General features: G+C 39.3%; 20 protein-coding genes. 13 read left to right on the forward strand and 7 right to left on the reverse strand.

Annotation, left to right across the window (positions count from 1 at the left end; translation table 11 throughout):
- Positions 1-9 precede the first annotated feature (9 nt).
- From AB9K32_RS07645 to hemW, 7 genes are all read left to right on the forward strand, one after another.
- Entirely contained in the window at positions 10-372 is a 363-nt protein-coding gene (locus AB9K32_RS07645) for a BlaI/MecI/CopY family transcriptional regulator (RefSeq protein ID WP_369884838.1), read from the forward strand.
- A complete protein-coding gene (locus AB9K32_RS07650) occupies positions 369-2,825 on the forward strand; it encodes a TonB family protein (protein ID WP_369884839.1) in 2,457 nt (818 codons plus the stop codon). The genes AB9K32_RS07645 and AB9K32_RS07650 overlap by 4 nt, the downstream gene beginning before the upstream one ends.
- Positions 2,826-2,851: 26 nt before the next feature.
- The gene (locus AB9K32_RS07655) at positions 2,852-4,003 is read left to right on the forward strand and encodes a tetratricopeptide repeat protein (protein ID WP_338193140.1); all 1,152 of its coding nucleotides are present in this window, start codon (positions 2,852-2,854) and stop codon (positions 4,001-4,003) included.
- Positions 4,004-4,046: 43 nt separating this feature from the next.
- Positions 4,047-4,526 carry a hypothetical protein gene (locus AB9K32_RS07660; protein WP_252078869.1) on the forward strand — a complete coding sequence of 160 codons (480 nt, stop codon included), beginning with the start codon at positions 4,047-4,049 and terminating at the stop codon, positions 4,524-4,526.
- Position 4,527: 1 nt separating this feature from the next.
- The gene (gene ruvC, locus AB9K32_RS07665; RefSeq protein WP_224835579.1) at positions 4,528-5,085 is read left to right on the forward strand and encodes a crossover junction endodeoxyribonuclease RuvC; all 558 of its coding nucleotides are present in this window, start codon (positions 4,528-4,530) and stop codon (positions 5,083-5,085) included.
- 75 nt (positions 5,086-5,160) lie between these two features.
- On the forward strand, positions 5,161-5,394 hold the full coding sequence (locus AB9K32_RS07670; RefSeq protein ID WP_252078870.1) for a four helix bundle protein: 234 nt from the start codon (positions 5,161-5,163) through the stop codon (positions 5,392-5,394).
- A 157-nt stretch (positions 5,395-5,551) separates the two neighbouring features.
- Positions 5,552-6,676, forward strand: coding sequence for a radical SAM family heme chaperone HemW (gene hemW / locus AB9K32_RS07675; RefSeq protein WP_369884840.1), 1,125 nt, complete (start codon positions 5,552-5,554; stop codon positions 6,674-6,676).
- A gap of 80 nt (positions 6,677-6,756) precedes the next feature.
- On the opposite strand, the gene AB9K32_RS07680 is transcribed toward hemW, so the two are convergent.
- Both AB9K32_RS07680 and AB9K32_RS07685 read right to left on the reverse strand, forming a co-directional pair.
- The gene (locus tag AB9K32_RS07680; RefSeq protein WP_224835576.1) at positions 6,757-7,380 is read right to left on the reverse strand and encodes an FMN-dependent NADH-azoreductase; all 624 of its coding nucleotides are present in this window, start codon (positions 7,378-7,380) and stop codon (positions 6,757-6,759) included.
- A 64-nt stretch (positions 7,381-7,444) separates the two neighbouring features.
- A complete protein-coding gene (locus AB9K32_RS07685; protein ID WP_369884841.1) occupies positions 7,445-8,026 on the reverse strand; it encodes a Crp/Fnr family transcriptional regulator in 582 nt (193 codons plus the stop codon).
- A gap of 210 nt (positions 8,027-8,236) precedes the next feature.
- Between AB9K32_RS07685 and AB9K32_RS07690 the strand changes: the two genes are divergently transcribed.
- The 6 genes from AB9K32_RS07690 to AB9K32_RS07715 are packed head-to-tail and all read left to right on the forward strand — an operon-like array spanning position 8,237 to position 12,504.
- On the forward strand, positions 8,237-8,989 hold the full coding sequence (locus AB9K32_RS07690) for a cyclase family protein (RefSeq protein WP_293296973.1): 753 nt from the start codon (positions 8,237-8,239) through the stop codon (positions 8,987-8,989).
- Entirely contained in the window at positions 8,990-9,346 is a 357-nt protein-coding gene (locus AB9K32_RS07695) for a DUF4260 domain-containing protein (RefSeq protein ID WP_369884842.1), read from the forward strand.
- On the forward strand, positions 9,346-9,969 hold the full coding sequence (locus tag AB9K32_RS07700; protein ID WP_252078883.1) for a DUF4230 domain-containing protein: 624 nt from the start codon (positions 9,346-9,348) through the stop codon (positions 9,967-9,969). Before AB9K32_RS07695 ends, AB9K32_RS07700 begins: the two co-directional genes overlap by 1 nt.
- 1 nt (position 9,970) lies before the next feature.
- Entirely contained in the window at positions 9,971-10,366 is a 396-nt protein-coding gene (locus AB9K32_RS07705; protein WP_224835570.1) for a Dabb family protein, read from the forward strand.
- Between the two features lies 1 nt (position 10,367).
- Positions 10,368-10,727: an MmcQ/YjbR family DNA-binding protein gene (locus tag AB9K32_RS07710; RefSeq protein ID WP_224835569.1), complete on the forward strand. Its 360-nt coding sequence runs from the start codon at positions 10,368-10,370 to the stop codon at positions 10,725-10,727.
- 7 nt (positions 10,728-10,734) lie between these two features.
- Entirely contained in the window at positions 10,735-12,504 is a 1,770-nt protein-coding gene (locus AB9K32_RS07715; RefSeq protein ID WP_369884843.1) for a DNA mismatch repair protein MutS, read from the forward strand.
- Between the two features lie 133 nt (positions 12,505-12,637).
- Here AB9K32_RS07715 and AB9K32_RS07720 read toward each other — a convergent pair whose 3' ends face one another.
- The 5 genes from AB9K32_RS07720 to AB9K32_RS07740 form a co-directional block, all read right to left on the reverse strand.
- Positions 12,638-13,306: a DUF2306 domain-containing protein gene (locus tag AB9K32_RS07720; protein WP_369884844.1), complete on the reverse strand. Its 669-nt coding sequence runs from the start codon at positions 13,304-13,306 to the stop codon at positions 12,638-12,640.
- Positions 13,307-13,327: 21 nt separating this feature from the next.
- Positions 13,328-14,308, reverse strand: a complete 981-nt coding sequence (locus AB9K32_RS07725; protein ID WP_369884845.1) for a YARHG domain-containing protein — start codon at positions 14,306-14,308, stop codon at positions 13,328-13,330.
- 186 nt (positions 14,309-14,494) lie between these two features.
- The gene (locus AB9K32_RS07730; protein WP_369884846.1) at positions 14,495-15,595 is read right to left on the reverse strand and encodes a DUF4407 domain-containing protein; all 1,101 of its coding nucleotides are present in this window, start codon (positions 15,593-15,595) and stop codon (positions 14,495-14,497) included.
- Positions 15,596-15,703: 108 nt separating this feature from the next.
- Positions 15,704-17,863: a M56 family metallopeptidase gene (locus AB9K32_RS07735; RefSeq protein ID WP_369884847.1), complete on the reverse strand. Its 2,160-nt coding sequence runs from the start codon at positions 17,861-17,863 to the stop codon at positions 15,704-15,706.
- A gap of 2 nt (positions 17,864-17,865) precedes the next feature.
- The gene (locus AB9K32_RS07740; RefSeq protein WP_224835565.1) at positions 17,866-18,231 is read right to left on the reverse strand and encodes a BlaI/MecI/CopY family transcriptional regulator; all 366 of its coding nucleotides are present in this window, start codon (positions 18,229-18,231) and stop codon (positions 17,866-17,868) included.
- Positions 18,232-18,244: the final 13 nt, after the last annotated feature.

The following is an 18,244-nucleotide window of genomic DNA, read 5'->3' on the forward strand; positions in this document are numbered from 1 at the left end:
TAGTTGATAATGAAACAACTTACCAAGGCAGAAGAAGAGGTTATGCAGCTTCTTTGGAAAATTGAAAAGGGGAATGTAGCCGCAATTTTGGAAGAATTGCCGGAACCCAAACCAGCCTATAATACTGTATCCACCATTGTTAGGATTTTAGAGGACAAAGGCTTTGTGTCGCACGAAAAAGTGGGCAAGGGTCACGTGTACTTCCCTTTGATGAAAAAGGAAGAGTACAGCAACCAAAGGTTGAACACCTTGATGGATGGATATTTCCAAGGATCATTTACGAGTATGGTATCCTTTTTTATGAAGAAGAATGATATCAGCCTGAAGGAACTCGAAGAGATTATGAAGAACATTAAAGACAAAGAGCAATGATTACTTATATATTGGAATCTTTAGCGTTTCAACTGGTCTTTTTGTTGACCTATGATCTTTTTTTGAAGAAAGAAACCTTTTTTCAATGGAATAGGGCTTACCTATTGGCAACCTTTGTACTTTCCATTCTGTTGCCTTGGATAAAAATAGAGGCTTTAAAGACAACCATGCCTCAAGAATTGGAGACCACAACTGTATTTTTGACTCAATTGGATGGAGTGGTTTTAGAACCAGATAGTCACGAGGTCAACTTTCTTGCAAGTGTACCTTGGCCGTATTTGGTGATGGCAATTGGCGCCATTTTGGCTGCACTTTGGTTTGTGTTCAAGCTTTTACAATTGGGTAGGCTTAAGAGTAAAAGTAAGGTGGTACATTATCCGGACTACACCAAGGTGATTATGCCACAAAGCACTTCAGCGTTTTCATTTTTTCGAAGCATTTTTATGGGAGCCCAAATTAAAAAGGACAAAGAGGCCAACATTTTAGCTCACGAAATGGTGCACGTAAAACAAAAGCACACCTTGGACCTGCTCTTTTTTGAATTGGCCCGAATTGTCTTCTGGTTCAATCCATTGGTGTACATATACCAGTATAGGGTAGCCGAGCTTCATGAATTTATTGCCGACGAAAAAGCGGTAAAGCAAGATAAGCAGGCACATTTTGAGATGCTGCTGTCCGAAGCTTTCCATACACAGAACATCAGTTTTGTCAATCAATTTTTCACAAAATCATTAATCAAAAAACGAATAGTCATGTTACAAAAAAAGAAATCCGAGGCCGTATGGCAATTAAAGTATGTGTTGTTGATGCCTTTGGTGTTGGGAATGTTGATATACACTTCTTGTGAAACCAAATCAAGTATAGCAGAAGAACTTTCGTTAGAGGAGCGATTAGCTCAATTGAATGTTGAAATTGAGGCAAAAGATTCCCTAACTTTAAACGAGATGAGCCAATTAAAAAAAATGGCCCGGAACATGTTGCCGGAAAAGAGCACGGGCAAGAAAGCTATCAGCCTCACACCCAATTCAAGTAATCCCTGGAAAGTTTCTTTTGGAAGAAAAGTATCGTTCAGTGAGATTGATGAGGTACCGGTTTTCCCCGGTTGTGAAGATGCCGATGATAAGCGCGCCTGTTTTCAGGAAAAAATACAAGAGCATATCCGTAAAAATTTCAATTACCCCGAAGAAGCCCAAGAGCAAGGTATTCAAGGTAGGGTAGATGCTAGTTTTTCTATTGATGAGCAAGGGAATGTTTCACATATTCAACTTTTGAGCCCATACCGGCTCTTAAAAAATGAAAGTAGAAGGATTTTAGATAGATTGCCTAAGATGCAACCAGGAAAACACGAAGGAAAAATTGTTCAACTAGACTATTCCATACCGATAACATTTGTCCTCGAAGGTGGAGCTAATGAAAAAAAGTTTCAACCGCTTAAAAGTGGTAATTATCCAAATATGGCCTTTGGTTCAATTGATGAGGTTCCTATTTTTCCAGGTTGTGAAGGAGCTCCGAGCAAGAGGGCTTGTTTTGAGAGTGCGATAATGACACATATTCGTAAAAACTTTAATTATCCGGAAGCAGCTCGTGAACAAGGTATAGAAGGTAAAGTGAATACCGTTGTTAGTATTGGTGTGGAAGGAGATGTAGTGGACATCCAATTTATGGGGGAAGCCCACGAACTATTAAAAAATGAAGTTGAAAGAATTTTGACCAGATTGCCCAAAATGCAAGCTGGAAAGTATGATGGAAAACCAGCCATTATTTCTTATTCCATTCCAATAGTTTTTAAGTTGGATGCCGTAAAACAAGAAAGCTATGACCAAGAAACTAAAATTTCTGTCCCTTTTGCCACGATAGATGAGGTTCCGGTCTTTCCTGGTTGTGAGGACGCAGTAGATAAAAGGAAGTGTTTTAATGAAAAGATTGTAGAACACATTAAAAAGCATTTTAATTATCCCGAAGAAGCTAAGGAAAAAGGTGTTCAAGGTAGAGTGTCCGTAGTGTTTACCATAGATGCCAATGGAGAAATTTCAACCATAAAAAAACGAGGACCAGATGTAATCTTGGAGAATGAAGCGGAAAGAATCATTAAACGTTTGCCCAAAATGCAACCGGGAAAACATAAGGGCGAAACCGTAAAAGTACCATTTGCCATTCCTATTACTTTTAGATTGCCAACCCAATCAGGGAACAGTTCGGCCAATAACACCAAAGACTATATGTTGGTAAATGCCAGTAAAATAAATAGGCGAGGAAAAGTGTTTTATGAAGGAACAGTAACAGATAAGGAATCTCTAGGATTGTCAGGGGTCACTATTTCAATAGATAGGAAAGAATCTGGTGTTCTATCAAATTTTAATGGTGTATTTTCAATAGAAGTTGAAGATGGTGATGTGTTGAAGTTTCAATATATCGGTCTTCCCAACAAATTGATTAGAATCCCCATGAATTGATTTCATAGGAACTAAAATTATTGCCATTGACAGTTCACGTAAAGGATTTTTACATTCCATTTTTGATTTTGTTCTTGTTCAAAGCCGGTGCACAAACATCGGCTTTGGCCGTTGCCGATAGTTTGTATGTCTTGGGCAACTACACAGCAGCCATTAACCAATATGCAAAGGTGGATTCTCCAAATTCGAATCTTCAGATTGCACGGGCATACAATGCCATAGGAAATTATGAAAAGGCCATTGTCCAGTACACCGCAACCTTGGACAAAAAACCTGATTTTGCGATTGCCCGTTTTGAACTGGGAAAACTTCTGTTGAAAACCAAAAAGTTTGGACCTGCCTTGGAAACCTTCCATACCCTGTTATCGTCCAAAAATCAGAACCCAGAGTATTTCTATTATTTGGGCAGGACCTACGAATCGGTAAATAAAACTGACAAGGCGAACAAAGCTTTTAAAACGTCAGTAGAAATGGACAGCACCCATCTGCGGAGTTTGTACGCCTTGGGAAAATATTATGTGGGTCAGGAAATCAAGGATTCCGCCTTGGTATTTATTGATAAAGGACTTAGGTTTTACGAAAATGATGTTGCTATGATCAATTTAAAGGCCTTGGCTTTTTATAACAACGGTCAGTTTCAGTTGGCCATTCCCCACTTTGAAAAATTATTGGAATTGGGCGAGGAAAAACCTTTTGTATTCGAAAAACTTGCATTTTGCTATTTTAGGAACTGGCAGCCCCAAAAAGCATTGGAAACGTATCACAGATTGAGCCATTTTCCGGATAAAATAGCTGCAGCATATTCAGGCCTGGGCGATGTGTATTTTGAGGAAGAGCAATTGGACAGTGCGCAGTTTTATATCCAAAAATCAATCGAAGCGCGAATGGCCCTATTCCCGCAAGAATATGCCAGCCTTGGCCGTATCGCCAGACTAAAGGGAAATACCAAAAAAGCCATGGATTACTATGTAAAAGCATGGGAAGAAAACAAGGACAACTATTTGAACTATTATCAGGTATGCACCTTGGCCGATGAATATTACAAAGATCCAAAAACACGTTTATCCTATTACGAAAACTTGCTCGATATGTACCCCGATTTGGTTCCGTACATTAAGGAAAGGGTAAAAAAACGTGTCAGCGAATTAAAGGAGGAAATCCATTTTGCGGGGAACTGATTTCTTCAAAATGTCGTAATTTCAGCCAAATTTAGGGGCTGTCATGCAGAAGTTTGTTTTGTTAATCATTTTAATGGGTCTGTTCGTATCCTGTGAGTTGTTCGAATCCAAAGAGGACAAGACCCAAAAACTGGTCAATGAAGAACTTTTGTCCATAGATTGGAACGATGTGGATCAATATCCACATTTTGAGGATTGTGATGAAACCGCTTCCAAAGAAGCCCAGCAAGAGTGTTTTCAAAACCTGATTACCGAGTATTTTTCCGAAGCCTTGGCAGGACTACAATTTCAGGTTTGGAACGATATGAACGATACGGTATATGTTGATTTTTTGATAGATGAACATGGTTTTATCTCGGTATTGAATGTAGAGGAAAAGACCTCTGTACTGAATGAAATATCGGACTTTAACAACAAAGTTTCCGAACGCTTGAACGATTTGACCACCGTTGCACCCGCTTTAAAAAGAGGAAATCCGGTAAGCCTGCGATTTAGGCTGCCGTTGGTACTTAACACCGACTAATTTGGCATCAGAAAAGATAATATTGGGAATAGACCCTGGTACCACGATCATGGGTTTTGGAATCATTAAGGTGATCAACAAGCAAATGCACTTTGTGCAAATGAACGAGTTGATGCTCAAAAAATATGATGACCCCTACACTAAGCTCAAGCTAATTTTTGAGCGTACCTTGGAGCTTATCGATACCTATCATCCGGACGAGATTGCCATCGAAGCCCCTTTTTATGGAAAAAATGTACAGTCCATGCTCAAATTGGGCCGTGCGCAGGGCGTTGCCATGGCAGCGGGTCTTTCGAGACAGGTGCCGATTACCGAATACATGCCCAAGAAGATTAAAATGGCCATAACCGGAAACGGTAACGCCAGTAAGGAACAAGTGGCACGAATGCTTCAAAGTGTCCTAAAGTTAAAGTCACTCCCAAAAAATTTGGATAGTACAGATGGTCTGGCGGCGGCAGTTTGCCATTTCTACAACGAGGGCAGGGTAGAAGTTGGAAAAAGTTACACGGGATGGGAGGCTTTTATCAAACAAAATCCAAACAAAGTCAAAAAACAATGAACAATTAGCAATTTACATTAAACAATAAACAATTGATGATTAACTAGATTTTCCCCATCCCAAACTTATCTACCTATGCAAAAAGAGAACCCTTTATTGATGAAATCTTATGATTTCGCTTTGGCAACCGTTAGATTGTATAAGACCATTGTGGCTTCAAAACGAGAATATGTGCTGTCCAAACAAATGCTTCGGTCAGGGAGATCAATTGGTGCAAATATTAGTGAAGCAAACGGAGCTATCTCAACAGCTGATTTTTCATCCAAAATTTCAATAGCTTACAAGGAGAGTTTGGAAGTAAAATACTAGTTGGCACTTCTCAAAGATTCGGAATATGTAACCAAAGACAACGCCAATAAATTGATTGCGCAGGCTGATGAACTTTCGAAAATCATGTTTTCCATCCTAAAAACTACTAAAAGGACTAAATGATCATTGTATATTGTTTACTGTTAATTGACAATTGATGTCCGGTATTTATATCCACATTCCATTTTGCAAGCAAGCTTGCCATTACTGTGATTTCCATTTTTCCACACAATTGGGAAAAAGGGAGGCCATGGTAAAAGCTATTGCCCAAGAATTACAATTGCGAAGACCCGAGATGCGGGGAGGCATCGAGACCATCTATTTTGGAGGAGGAACCCCATCGGTGCTTTCCAATGACGAAATTGAGTTCCTGATTAAAACCGTTTACGACAATTACAAAGTAATTGATCGGCCCGAAATTACATTGGAAGCCAACCCAGATGATTTATCCAATAATCGAATCATCGAATTATCCAAAAGTCCCGTAAACCGCCTTAGCATCGGTATCCAATCTTTTTTTGATGGAGATTTAAAGCTGATGAACCGTGCCCACAATGCTTCTGAAGCAGAAAAATGCATTAAAGAGGCCACCCAGTATTTCGATAACATCACTATCGACCTTATTTACGGCATTCCTGGTATGACCAATGAACGATGGAAAACCAATATCCAAAAGGCCTTGGATTTTGGATTGCCCCATATTTCCAGTTATGCACTAACGGTAGAGCCTAGAACGGCGCTCCAAAAATTTATTGAAAAAGGCGTGGTTCCCAATGTGGACGACGAGCAGGCACAAGAACAATTTTATATTTTGGTGGATACCTTGGAAGCCCATGGGTTTGTGAACTACGAAATTTCCAATTTTGGGAAACCTGATTATTTCTCCAAGAACAACACGGCATACTGGTTGGGCAAATCGTATTTGGGTGTAGGGCCATCGGCACATTCTTTTAATGGCAAACATCGAAGTTGGAATATCCGCAACAACCCCATCTACCTTAAAAAAATAGCAGAGGGTGTCCTGCCATTGGAAATTGAGACCCTATCCACTCCCGATAGGTACAACGAATTTGTAATGACCGGCCTGCGCACCATTTGGGGTGTAGATTTGGAGCAGGTAGCCACAGATTTTGGAGAGCGCTATGTGCAATACCTTGATCAACAAGCTGCAAGATTTCTTGATCAGGGATTGTTGATTCTGGAGGGGCAAAAACTGCTTACGACCAAAAAAGGCAAGTTTTTGGCAGATGGGATTGCAAGCGATTTGTTTTTCTTACGATAATCTCAAATACTCCAGTTCAAGTGATTTTTCTTTACAAAATCCCTTTAAAACCTTATTAGAACCCGAGTTGGCAACTGTTATCAAATATTCTGGATCTTTTGGTAGATTTCTTTTTTGGAGTTCTCGAATATTTCTCCACCAAACTCTTCATTGTCCAAAGAAATTATGGAAATGTCCTTTATTCCCATAATCCCGAAAACAAATTTCAAGTAGGTTGTTTGGAAATTCATATGCTCGTTTTTCTCGTTCTCTCCATAGCCCGTATCCCCTCGACTTGATAGGATGAACATTTTTTTGTTCTCTAGCAACCCAACATAATCCCCGTCTGGCTTGCCCGAACGGAATTTCCAGGTCTCGTTAATTCTCATGATTTGGTCAATGTAGGATTTTAGTCCGCTCGGAATGGACCAATTGTACATGGGTGTTCCCAAAACATATACATTATGTTCCTTAAATTCTTTGATCAATGCATTACTGAGTTCAACCCCCGTCTGATTTTCGTTTGTCCTTTCCTTGGGGCTTATAAATGCACTGGCGATCCATTTTTCATTTATGGGCGGAATTTCCTCTAAGCCCACTTCCCGATAAGTAAATTGGTCGTTGGGATTTTTCTTTTTCCAGTTATCCTTAAAAAGCTCTGTTAGTTTTCGGCTGTGCGACCTTTCCTTTCTTACACTTGCGTTGATGATCAATACCTTGTTCATAATTCAAAATTTTTGTTTGTGGGACAAAATTCCGAATCTGGACAATGAAAAAAATTGACCTAGTTCAAGATGCTTCGATTTTTTTGCGAATTCGGCTTAAAAACTCGGCGGAAATCCCCAAATACGATGCTATGAGGTAGTTGGGGACTTTGTCGGAAATTTTAGGGTAATTTTTCAAAAAATCCAGATAGCGTTGTTCTGCATCAAAAATCTTATTTAAGATAATTCTCCTTTGTAAACTCCCAAGGTAATTTTCCAGGATGATTCTAAAAAAACGTTCAAGCTTTGGAATCTGCTTTAACATTTCTTGAAAAGAACTATGGTGAATCTGTAACAATATGGTTTTTTCAATGGCTTGAATGTTGTAGATGGAAGGTTGTTGTTTTTGAAAGCTATCGATATCCGTTGCCCACCAATTTTCAATAGCAAAATATAGAATTTCTTCCTTTCCTGTTTCTGGATCTATATAAAAGGCCTTTAGCACCCCGTCAACAACAAAATTGTCGGTGCGGCATGTTTGCCCGTTTTGCAAGAGATAATCGCCTTTTTCAAGGGTTTTCTCACTCCAAAACCCCTTAATTAAGTTCTCTTCTTCGGAACTAAGTTCAATATGCCTGGAAATGGTTGCGATTAGTTGCGCTTTCATTAAAAATTGTAGCCGATTTTATCCGTCGATACCCAAACGTGTTCAGCATAGGTATGTGAAGTTAGTCGTTTTTTAAGTAAAAAACTAGATTCATTCTACATAGGGATATCCCATATTCATTTAAATTCCTGAAACAACCCAAAGCAACACATATAAAAATTGCATTTATCAAATGAATTGACTTAATTACTCCAAACAAGTTACGCATAGATGATAGCCTCGATAAAACACAACTCAAGAAACTATAAAATAGACCTTGCCCAGCCTCTCGATATTTCCATACCCCTTAAAGGCGGGGACAAAAATGTAAATGCGTGGTACCTAGGGCCGCCAAAAATAGAGCCGCACGAACAAGATGGTTTTGTGGGCAAGGTATCCGAAGGAGCGCCGGTAAATTTTAACGATGTCTGGTTCAATCCGCACTCGCACGTTACACATACCGAGTGTTTGGGCCATATTTCCGAAGAATTCAATTCCGTGAACAAAAAACTTAAAAAGTTTTTCTTTTTTGCCGAGGTGATCACGGTGGCCCCGGAACAACAGGCCAACGATTTTGTGATTTCCGAAAAACAGATTAAATATGCCTTGGGCAATAAAAAGAGACAGGCCATTGTGATCAGGACCCTGCCAAATTTGGGAGATAAGAAGTCCAGGCACTATTCGGATACCAATCCACCTTATTTAACCGAAGCCGCGGCCAAATATCTGGTAAAAAAAGGTGTGGAACATTTGTTGATCGACCTGCCATCGGTGGATAAGGAAAGAGATGGGGGAGAGCTTTTAGCACATAAGGCCTTTTGGAACAAGAGCGGAAAGCCAAGGCAAAAAGCCACTATTACCGAATTTATTTATGTGCCCAACAAAGTGGAGGATGGAACTTACTTTTTAAATCTACAAGTGGCCCCTTTCGAAAACGATGCCAGTCCCAGTAGGCCCGTACTTTACAAAATTGAAACAAAATAGATGAAAACAGTACTTAAATTGGAAGAAGCCATGATGTTACTATTTGGTTTCTTTATTTTTATGCAACTTGATTTGCAATGGTGGTGGTTTTTAATATTGATTCTTGTTCCTGATATAGGAATGGTAGGGTACCTGTTCGGTAATAAATTGGGAGCGACAATCTATAACATATTTCATCATAAAGGGATTGGGATTTTTCTTTATTTAATCGGCGCAAGTTTTTTAGATATGCCCATTTTAAAGTTATGTGGAATAATAATATTTTCACATTCAGCTTTGGATAGAATGTTGGGATATGGCTTAAAATATGAAAAAGGATTCAAGTTTACCCATTTGGGTGAAATAGGAAAAAATTAATGGGAGACGTCGTCGACATAATTTTAGGATTGATTTTGGGAGCCATACTTATGTATTGGGTCTTTTCCCTGTTCCGTAAGAAGAGGAACAAAGAGATTACCGAGGAACAATCCACCGTTATCTTGAACAAGATCCGGAGCGTCTGTAAACTGGTTTCCGTAGAAGGGGATTTTGCCGAAATCTACCATTACGAAAACACAAAGGACAGTTTTATGAGCCTGTTCCGCAGCAAAAAAAAGGCATTAATTGTTATCAAGGCCAAGGCACATATCGGTTACGACCTCAATAAATTGAGCCTAAAAGCCATAAATGATAAAAAAACAATAGTATTGAGCCATTTTCCGGAGCCAGAAGTACTGTCCATTGAGCCCGACCTACAATTTTATGATATAAAAAACGGAATCTTCAATAGTTTTTCCCCCACGGATTTAACCAATCTAAATCAAGAGGCCAAGGAACATATCAAACAGAGAATCCCAGAAAGTGGTTTAATGCAGACAGCAAAGAACGAAGCTTTGCAGGCTGTATTGGTAGTGGAAAAAATTGTGGAGACCATTGGCTGGAAACTCGATTACTCCGCATTGGAAATATCCGAACAGGAAAAACATAAAATAGAAAGTTAAGATGAAAACTAAATGTATAGCTCTCCTTTTGATGGGGACAATTTCTGCAATGAGCTTTGCCCAGAACAAGACCCAGACTACATTCGACCCTACTTTTACACATGTCGTTTATTTTTGGTTCAAAAACCCCGACAGTAAGGCGGATAGAGCTACTTTTGAAGCTTCACTGACCAAATTTCTGAACAATTCCCAATACGCCAAAACAAAGTTCATTGGCAAGCCCCCTAAAGCCGTTCGGGATGTGGTGGATGATTCGTTCACTTATTCGTTGATATTGACCTTTGCGTCCGCCGAAGATCAAGCCGCTTACCAGGCTGAACCGCCACACCTTGTTTTTATTGAAGAGTGTGAAGACCTTTGGGAAAAGGTGATTGTTTACGATTCCAAAGGTATTTAAAATGAATATTGAGGAGTTTAGGGAAGTTTGTTTATCCAAGAAGGGCGTAACAGAAGAATTCCCGTTTGATGAAAGTACATTGGTATTTAAGGTTATGGGGAAAATGTTCGCTTTGGCACCTTTGGAACGTATCCCGACCCAATGCAATTTAAAATGTGATCCCGAAAAATCCGAAATTCTTAGAGAAGAATACGATGGGGCAATTATTCCCGGCTATCACATGAGCAAGAAACATTGGAACACTATTTTTTTGGAACAATTACCGCCTAAATTGATCAAGGATTTAGTAGATCATTCCTATGATTTGGTCGTATCCGGTTTAACCAAAAAACTTCAGCAGGAACTTAGAGATTTAGATTGATTTTTTAATGACGGACCTACACGAATTTTATACGGCTCAAAGAAATGTGTTCGAAGCTGAACGTAAACAAAAAAAGAGAACGCTCTCTCTTTTGGCAACACTTCGTCTTTCCGTTTTCGTAGCTTTTTGGTTGGCCATTTATGTATTGTGGGGTTCATCGGCCCTAGTATTTTTACTTCCAATATTAGTGGTGTTGTTCCTTTTTTTGGTAACACGGTTCAGCAATGTGAAACGTTACAAAAAGTATCTGGACAGGTTGGTGCTCATCAATACCAACGAACTGGAAATTTTACAGCGTCGATTCCATCATTTACCGGATGGTAAGGAGTTTATGCGACCGGACCATCCTTACGCCCAAGATCTTGATCTTTTTGGAAGGGGGTCTTTTTATCAATATGCAAACCGAACAACCTTGCGACAAGGGCGTCAATTTTTTTCCGATCTTTTGTTGGATGGATATCCTAAGGATATCATCAAAAAACAAGAAGCAATAAAGGAATTGGCCCAACTCCCCGAATGGCGACAGCACTTTTCGGCTTTGGCAGGGGAGACCCGACCTAAAACATCTCCGGACATTGTTTCCGATTGGATGAGGAACCACAAAGCAATTACCCCAAAATGGGTGAGGTTCGGTGCGCCTTTATTTGTATTGGCTTCCCTATTTTTTATCAGTGCCGCCATAATGGGTTGGGTCCCCGAAAGTTTGGTGCTTTTCTGGTATTTTTTGGGAATGGCCATTGTGGGCAGGTATGCCAAGGGCATTTTGGAATTTTCTGTCAACGTTTCCCAAGCACAGGATACTATTCAGCAGCATCAACGATTGATCGCGGAAATAGAAGGACAAAGTTTTAAATCGGGACTTTTGCAAGAACTGCAGGCAACATTAACGGTAGAAGGAGAGCGAACCTCCAGTGTTTTGAAACGTTTTTCGCGGAGCATGACCATGTTGGAACATCAGTACAACCTAATTGTTTCCATTTTTGGACAGGGCTTGGGGCTGTACAGTCTGTATTATGCCAATCAAGTGGAGCGCTGGATGGATAAGTATGGGACAGAGGTGGCCGATTGGTTTTCTGCAATAGCCCAGTTCGATGCTTATATTAGCTTGGGAACCTATGCATTTAACCATCCCGACCATACCTATCCTATTTTGGTCGATGGCCCCACCGTGCTCAGTGCGAAAGCGGTAGGTCATCCGTTGGTTGACCCAGGGAAGAACGTTCTAAACGATATTGAAATTGGAAAAGGACGTTTTTGCATAGTTACAGGTGCAAATATGGCCGGTAAAAGCACATTTTTAAGAGCTGTTGGATTACAAATCGTTATGACAAATATGGGATTGCCGGTCAAGGGCAAAGATGTTAAATATGCCCCGGTACGTTTGTTAACGAGTATGCGTTCCTCCGATTCTTTGGCAGATGAGACTTCCTATTTTTATGCTGAGCTCAAACGCTTAAAATATATTGTGGAAGAATTGGACACAGGGGACTGCTTTGTGATCTTGGATGAGATTTTAAAAGGTACCAACAGTGTGGACAAGGCGGAGGGCTCCAAAAAGTTTGTGGAGCGATTGGTGAAAAATGGTTCTACGGGAATGGTGGCCACTCACGACTTGAGCCTTTGTACACTTGCCGACGAGCTTTCCGAAGTGGAAAATCGTTATTTTGATGCCCAGATCATCAACGGAGAGTTATTTTTTGATTACAAGTTCAAAGAAGGCGTTTGCCAAAACATGAACGCCTCTTTTCTGCTAAAAAATATGGGGATTGTGGATTAAAGCCCTTTTATGGGTGCTTTTGTGAGCAGAATTGAGTTAAGAGGTATCGCAACCATTCACAGGCTTTTGTTATTGCGAAATCAGAATTGTCTGTGATGAGAACAAGGTTTTGAAGTTGGCCTTAAAGAATTATTTATTTAGCTCCGTCCTTTAATACAACTAGTCTTCTATCTTCATTTAAGATAATCAGTTCGGCAATTAAAAGGTTAACCAACCAACCAGCCCATGCCACTATCTTATAAATATCCATGGGAGGTAGAGCAACGGTGGTTGCAATAACCCACTTAAATAGTCTTAAACTTAAAGCTGATAATGTAAGAGCATAGCTTCTATAGATAAATTTTGAATGTAATCTCCATTCTTTCTTTCTAGCGTAACGATAAGCTTGTACTGTAAAATATACCCATAATAGGGATAGCAAGCAAAATGAAGCCTGAGAATAGATTCCTCCATTAGCATGTATTCCCATTACAAATCCTGAAGGACCTGAAAGTAGAATGATTAAACCTATATATAATTTTCCAAAAGCTTGGTGAGATTTCGGGTATTTTTTGCGAAGCCTTTTTGAAAATTGAAAAAAGCCCAATAGCAAGACGAAAATAGCTGTGTAAACATGAGTAAAAAAAGATATTTGGTAGTAAGGTTTTGATATTACATCTTGTTTTATAGCTAAAAAAGCAACATCGAATCTTATAGGAATATATTGTATCGTAATCAAAACCATTAAATAGCTTAGATAACCTAGGCCACAATAACTAATGGTTTTTATAATATTGATCACATTTATTTTAGAAATAGTCAAAACTTAATCTTTGTTTAAGAATTATCCTCTTCCAAAATAATCGTAATATTCCTTAGCATTTTTTTCGTATTTTAATAGAAGTTGAATGTTTTTCTTTTCTATTTCGGTAAATTCTTGCTTAATGTCGGCATGAACAGGTATGTACCAATCTTGTTCATCAAAAAATACACGCAAAGGTCTGTTTTTAAATGAATAACCATGTCTAGCGTAAATTGTATTTCTTATTACCACCAAATCACTATTAGTAAGATTTTCAATGACTTCCTTGGTAAGTAAGGTGTTTGAGGCGTTTATTTCATATATTTTTTCCGTAGATGAAGCATACTCCCTTTTTATCCATTCATAAATTTCTTCATCAGGAGTTCCTTTGTCAAATACTTCATATTGAGCCCCATGATCAATGAATTTATTCCAGTCCCCATAGCGGCCTCTTCTACTTAAATTTATATTTGGGTCATATTTAAAAGTTTTTTTGCTAAGACCATATTCACGCTTTGGAATATCAATTTTCTTATAAGCCTCCCATACGCCAATAAGCTTATTGTTTGTTATTTTAAAAGTAAATTGACCATCGTATTGGTCATCCCCTGGCTCCTTTACTATATATTCTTTTACATTATCCTTTATAAAAGATCTACCATAAAAAGGTCTATGATTTCCTGCAACCACACTATGCCCAATCAAAGAATCACCGATAATCTTGTCAATTGAGATACTTATTTTATTACTTCTGCCCCAATAAAGTCCGTCATCAGCACTAATGGTTTTGTCTTGCAAGTTAATTTCACTGTGGGGATTAAAAAAACCTACCCAATATTCGTTATTTGAGTTTTCGAAAGACTCATTAGCGGTAGTAGTATTTAAATTTTGATTGTTTGTTTGACTATCTTCAGAAATAACTGTCTTAGCACCTTCCTCAATAACAACTTTTGCTTTTTCATTTTTTATTGCTGAATTACATCCAACTAGAAAAATAAGTATTAAGATTCCTGTATATTTCATGTTTTTTCAAATTGATTCCAAAATATAGCCAAACATCATTTTAATAATTTTTAGAAAACTATACTTAAATGTTATTGGCAGACAGAAATGAAGTTCAGGAAATTACTCCAATTAATCAATGGACAATTGACGGATATAGGTTTTGGATTGACGAATGAAAGGATTTTAAGCTATATAGGCTCAAGATTATAAACCTTTCACCTGCACATTGTGAAAGGAGTCCGCTTGTAAACGCAACAACTCTTCTGCCTTTTCTTTTTTGTAGCGATAGAGTTCCTCCTCGTTTTTAATGTCGGCATAGATCTGCTGGTTGATTTCCCCATCTGTGGCCAACAATAATTTGCGCTGTTCCACTTTTTGGGTCACCCAAGTGGCTACCACACTTTCCTGTTCTTCAAATTTGTAATCGTACTCCCCTTTGGGCGCCAATAATTTGGCAATGATCGGTGCCGTTTCAATCGCCAAGAACAATAAGAAGATAAAAAAGGATGGGAACCAGGGCAATTTGCCCAAAGCGTTAATACGTGCCATGAGTCCATCAAAACCATCAATAATGGGTTGTGAATTGGTAACCGCTGTATTGTAATCGGTTTCCAATGCCGCTATTTGGGCCTCGATATTTTCAATTTTTGAAGCGTTTGTTTTTTTCAAACTGTTCAATTCCGCTAAAGTGGCATCATGCTTCTCACGTTTCTCTTCATAAACGGGGCCTTTGCCCAACAAACCAGTTCCAGCAGTACCTTCTGCTTCGGAAATGTAAGTATCGTAAAGCGCATTGGTCTCCGTTTCCTTGGTGGCAACCTCTCCTTTTAGGCGGGCAATGTCTTGGTTCAGGCTTTCAATTTTTGGAGTGAATTGCAAGGCCAATTGTTCCTTGTTGTTCAAGGTAAGGGCATTTTTCTCTTCCAATAACACTTGGTTGATTTCCTTTTCAAAAATCTTCATTTCCAAAGGCTTGGAAATCACTACGGCAATGATCAAAGCGAGTACAATCCGTGGAGCCGCTTGGAGCAACTCCCCTTTAAAATTATCTCGCTTTTTAATTGTGGAAACAATATATCGGTCCAAATTGAAAATGAGCAAACCCCAAATCAACCCAAAGAAAATGGAGGTGTAAATATTGTCGAATACGGTGAAAAGTGCATAGCCCGAAGCTATAAAAGCCATTACGGCCGTAAAGAATACGGTGGCACCAATGCCAGCATATTTGTTGCGCTCGCCATTGGAGCAGGTTTCAAGAATGTTGGTGTCGGCCCCCGAGCAGAAAATAAAAAAACGTTGAAGCATTATAGTGTTCTGATTTGATTGATAGAGTATTAGAACGCAATTTTGTATGATTTGTTACATAAAAAGCCCCATTTATGGGGCTTTTAACATTATTTGAAATTTGGAATGTTAGTTATCTATCACAATGGGATCGGTTGATAGTTTTACCACAGGACGGGCACCATGGGCTTCGCGGGCATCGATATTGATGTGTTGGTTCTTTTGAACCACCTCAACGGCCTCTTTTGCTGTTATGGCTTTGCCATTGTAGGTGAAAGATGCTCCTTTTTCCGCCATTTCTTTCACGTGTTCAATAGGTTTTGGTGGTGCTGGGGGCGTTGGTGGTACTGGAAGATTTTTAGGGTTCGCCTCATTCACCGGTTTAGTTGCTTTTGGCGCCTTGGGAGATTTAGGAGCTGGTGGCGGAGCGGGAAAATCCGGAAAGGGCTCCGCATCATCACGTTGTTTCTGGGACATTTTTTCATAGATTTCTTTTAGGCGCATCACATCTTTCTTTTTGATGGTCATATTATTGCGGTCCATAGCGTTGTATTTCTTGGCCAAGGTATTGTACTCCTTCATTTCTTCCCTGGAGGCACTTTGTTGATTCGCTTGTTTTGGGCCTAAAACGTTAATTGTCGCAGTGCCGTATTCCGTTAATATTTTATCAACTTTGCTGATGACTTTTTTGGAGGTTTTGGCCTCTACTTGAACAATCGAACGAATGACTTTTTTACGTTGTTCAAAAGAAAGATGGTTATTGATTTTTGAGAGCTCATCCTCCAAATCTTCCAATAGAATTGATTTGTTTTGAAACAATAGATTGCTCTTATTGTTGATGTGGATCTCTATTGGGTTAACGGTTTTTTGACCAATATTTTTGGGTAGACATTCGGGGAACGGCTGGGCCTTGCTTTTTTCTGCCTCGTCCATTTTTTTATAGATGTTTTCCAATAGCTTAAGATCCTTTAGTGGGATAATTCGTTCTTCAACAGGGACTGCATTATATTTTTTGGCCAATTGGTTATAAATGGCCATATCCGATCGGGCAGCAGTGTTTTCTACAATCGTCATTCGGTCGGCCTTTAATATGGTGGTAGAGGGTGTAAGCGGAATATGATCGGAATATTGTCCTTCTTCCATAATCACTTCGGCGGCCATTATTTTAATAAGGTCGATCCCCGTTGTTCTTATCTCTGCGGCAATATTGTTTAGAAAGTTTAAATGAACGGGATGTTCCACGTTGATCTCTACCTTGGTTTCCTCCGCATTAATGGTACGAAGGTAATCTTGCTTCAAAGTCTGGGCAATTTCCTCATACTGAACCATTTTATTTTCTATTCGGACGCTGCCGTCAGCATTAAGATCCATCTGGATAATTTGATCAATGGTTACATCTTTTTCTATCTGCCGTGTTTCGGAAAACCCAAAAAGAAGCAATGCGGTCAGTGGCAAGAGCAAAAAGCTCTTGAGTACAAATGATTTTTTTGTTGTTTTTGTTTTCATGACTGTAAAACGTTTTTTGATTGATGAATAAGTTATGGCATTTGCAATGCCGGTCGACTGATGTGTGATATGTCCATCGTGCGATAAGTACGATAGGATCGTATTTTGATAATGTGAATGGTCGTTGTTCTTTTGGATCACTGCACTATCTGCCAAAAACTCGTGGTTCAGCTTAATGGAAGATTTAAAAAGATAGATCAACGGGTTAAACCATAACACCACTTGAAGCAGCTCAATAAACAAGATGTCCAGACTATGTTTTTGTTTGGCATGGGTCTCTTCGTGTAAAAGTACTTCTTGCGGTATGCTTTTATTCTCGAATTGTTTTTGGTTCAAAAAGATAAACCGGAAAAATGTATGGGGCGGCATGGGTTGCTTAAGCAGTACCCGGGTAATAAAATTATCCTTGTGCTTTGGGTTTTTACGGATACGGGACCAAATCTGTGCAAGATGGCCTATAAAGCGAAACCCGAAGCCTAAGACCCCCAGGCCATAAATGCTCCATAGTACAGGCCCCCAACTAAAATTTTCCTCTTGTACGGCATTTTGGGGCGCTTGTGTAGTGGGTAAATCGGTTAAAATTGGAATATTCTCCATCTCCGTGGATGGTAGGGCCTCGATATATTCTGTAAAAACCATATTTGGAATCAAAAAAGAGGCAATTATAGCGGCCACAAGATAGAATCGCTTAAAATGGTGGATGCTTTCCCTTTCCAGTACCAGTTTGTAAAAGGCTAGAAAAGCGGTCAGGCAAGCTGTGGATTTTAATAAAAGGACCAGCATAGTTATTTCTTTTTGATTTCGTTGTCGATCAATTTTTTCAGCTCTTCGAGCTCGGTTTTGGTCAAATCCGTTTCTTGGGCAAAAAAGGAGGCGAACTGGCTTGCACTATCGTTAAAAAAGTTTTTAATGAGCCCGTTGACATGCTTGGAAAAGTAATCCTTCTTTTTTACCAGTGGATAGTATTCCCTACTTCTTCCAATTTGATTGTAGGCGACAAAACCTTTGTCTGTCATTCGCTTTAAAAGAGTCGCAACCGTGGTTGTGGCCGGCTTTGGCTCCGGGTAGGCATCCAAAAGGTCCTTCATTACGGCTTTTTTTAATTTCCAGACAATGTTCATTAACTCTTCCTCGGATTTCGACAATTGCATTTTCGATTGTTTT

The sequence above is a fragment of the Allomuricauda sp. XS_ASV26 genome, assembly GCF_041224615.1.
Lineage (GTDB): Bacteria > Bacteroidota > Bacteroidia > Flavobacteriales > Flavobacteriaceae > Flagellimonas > Flagellimonas alginolytica.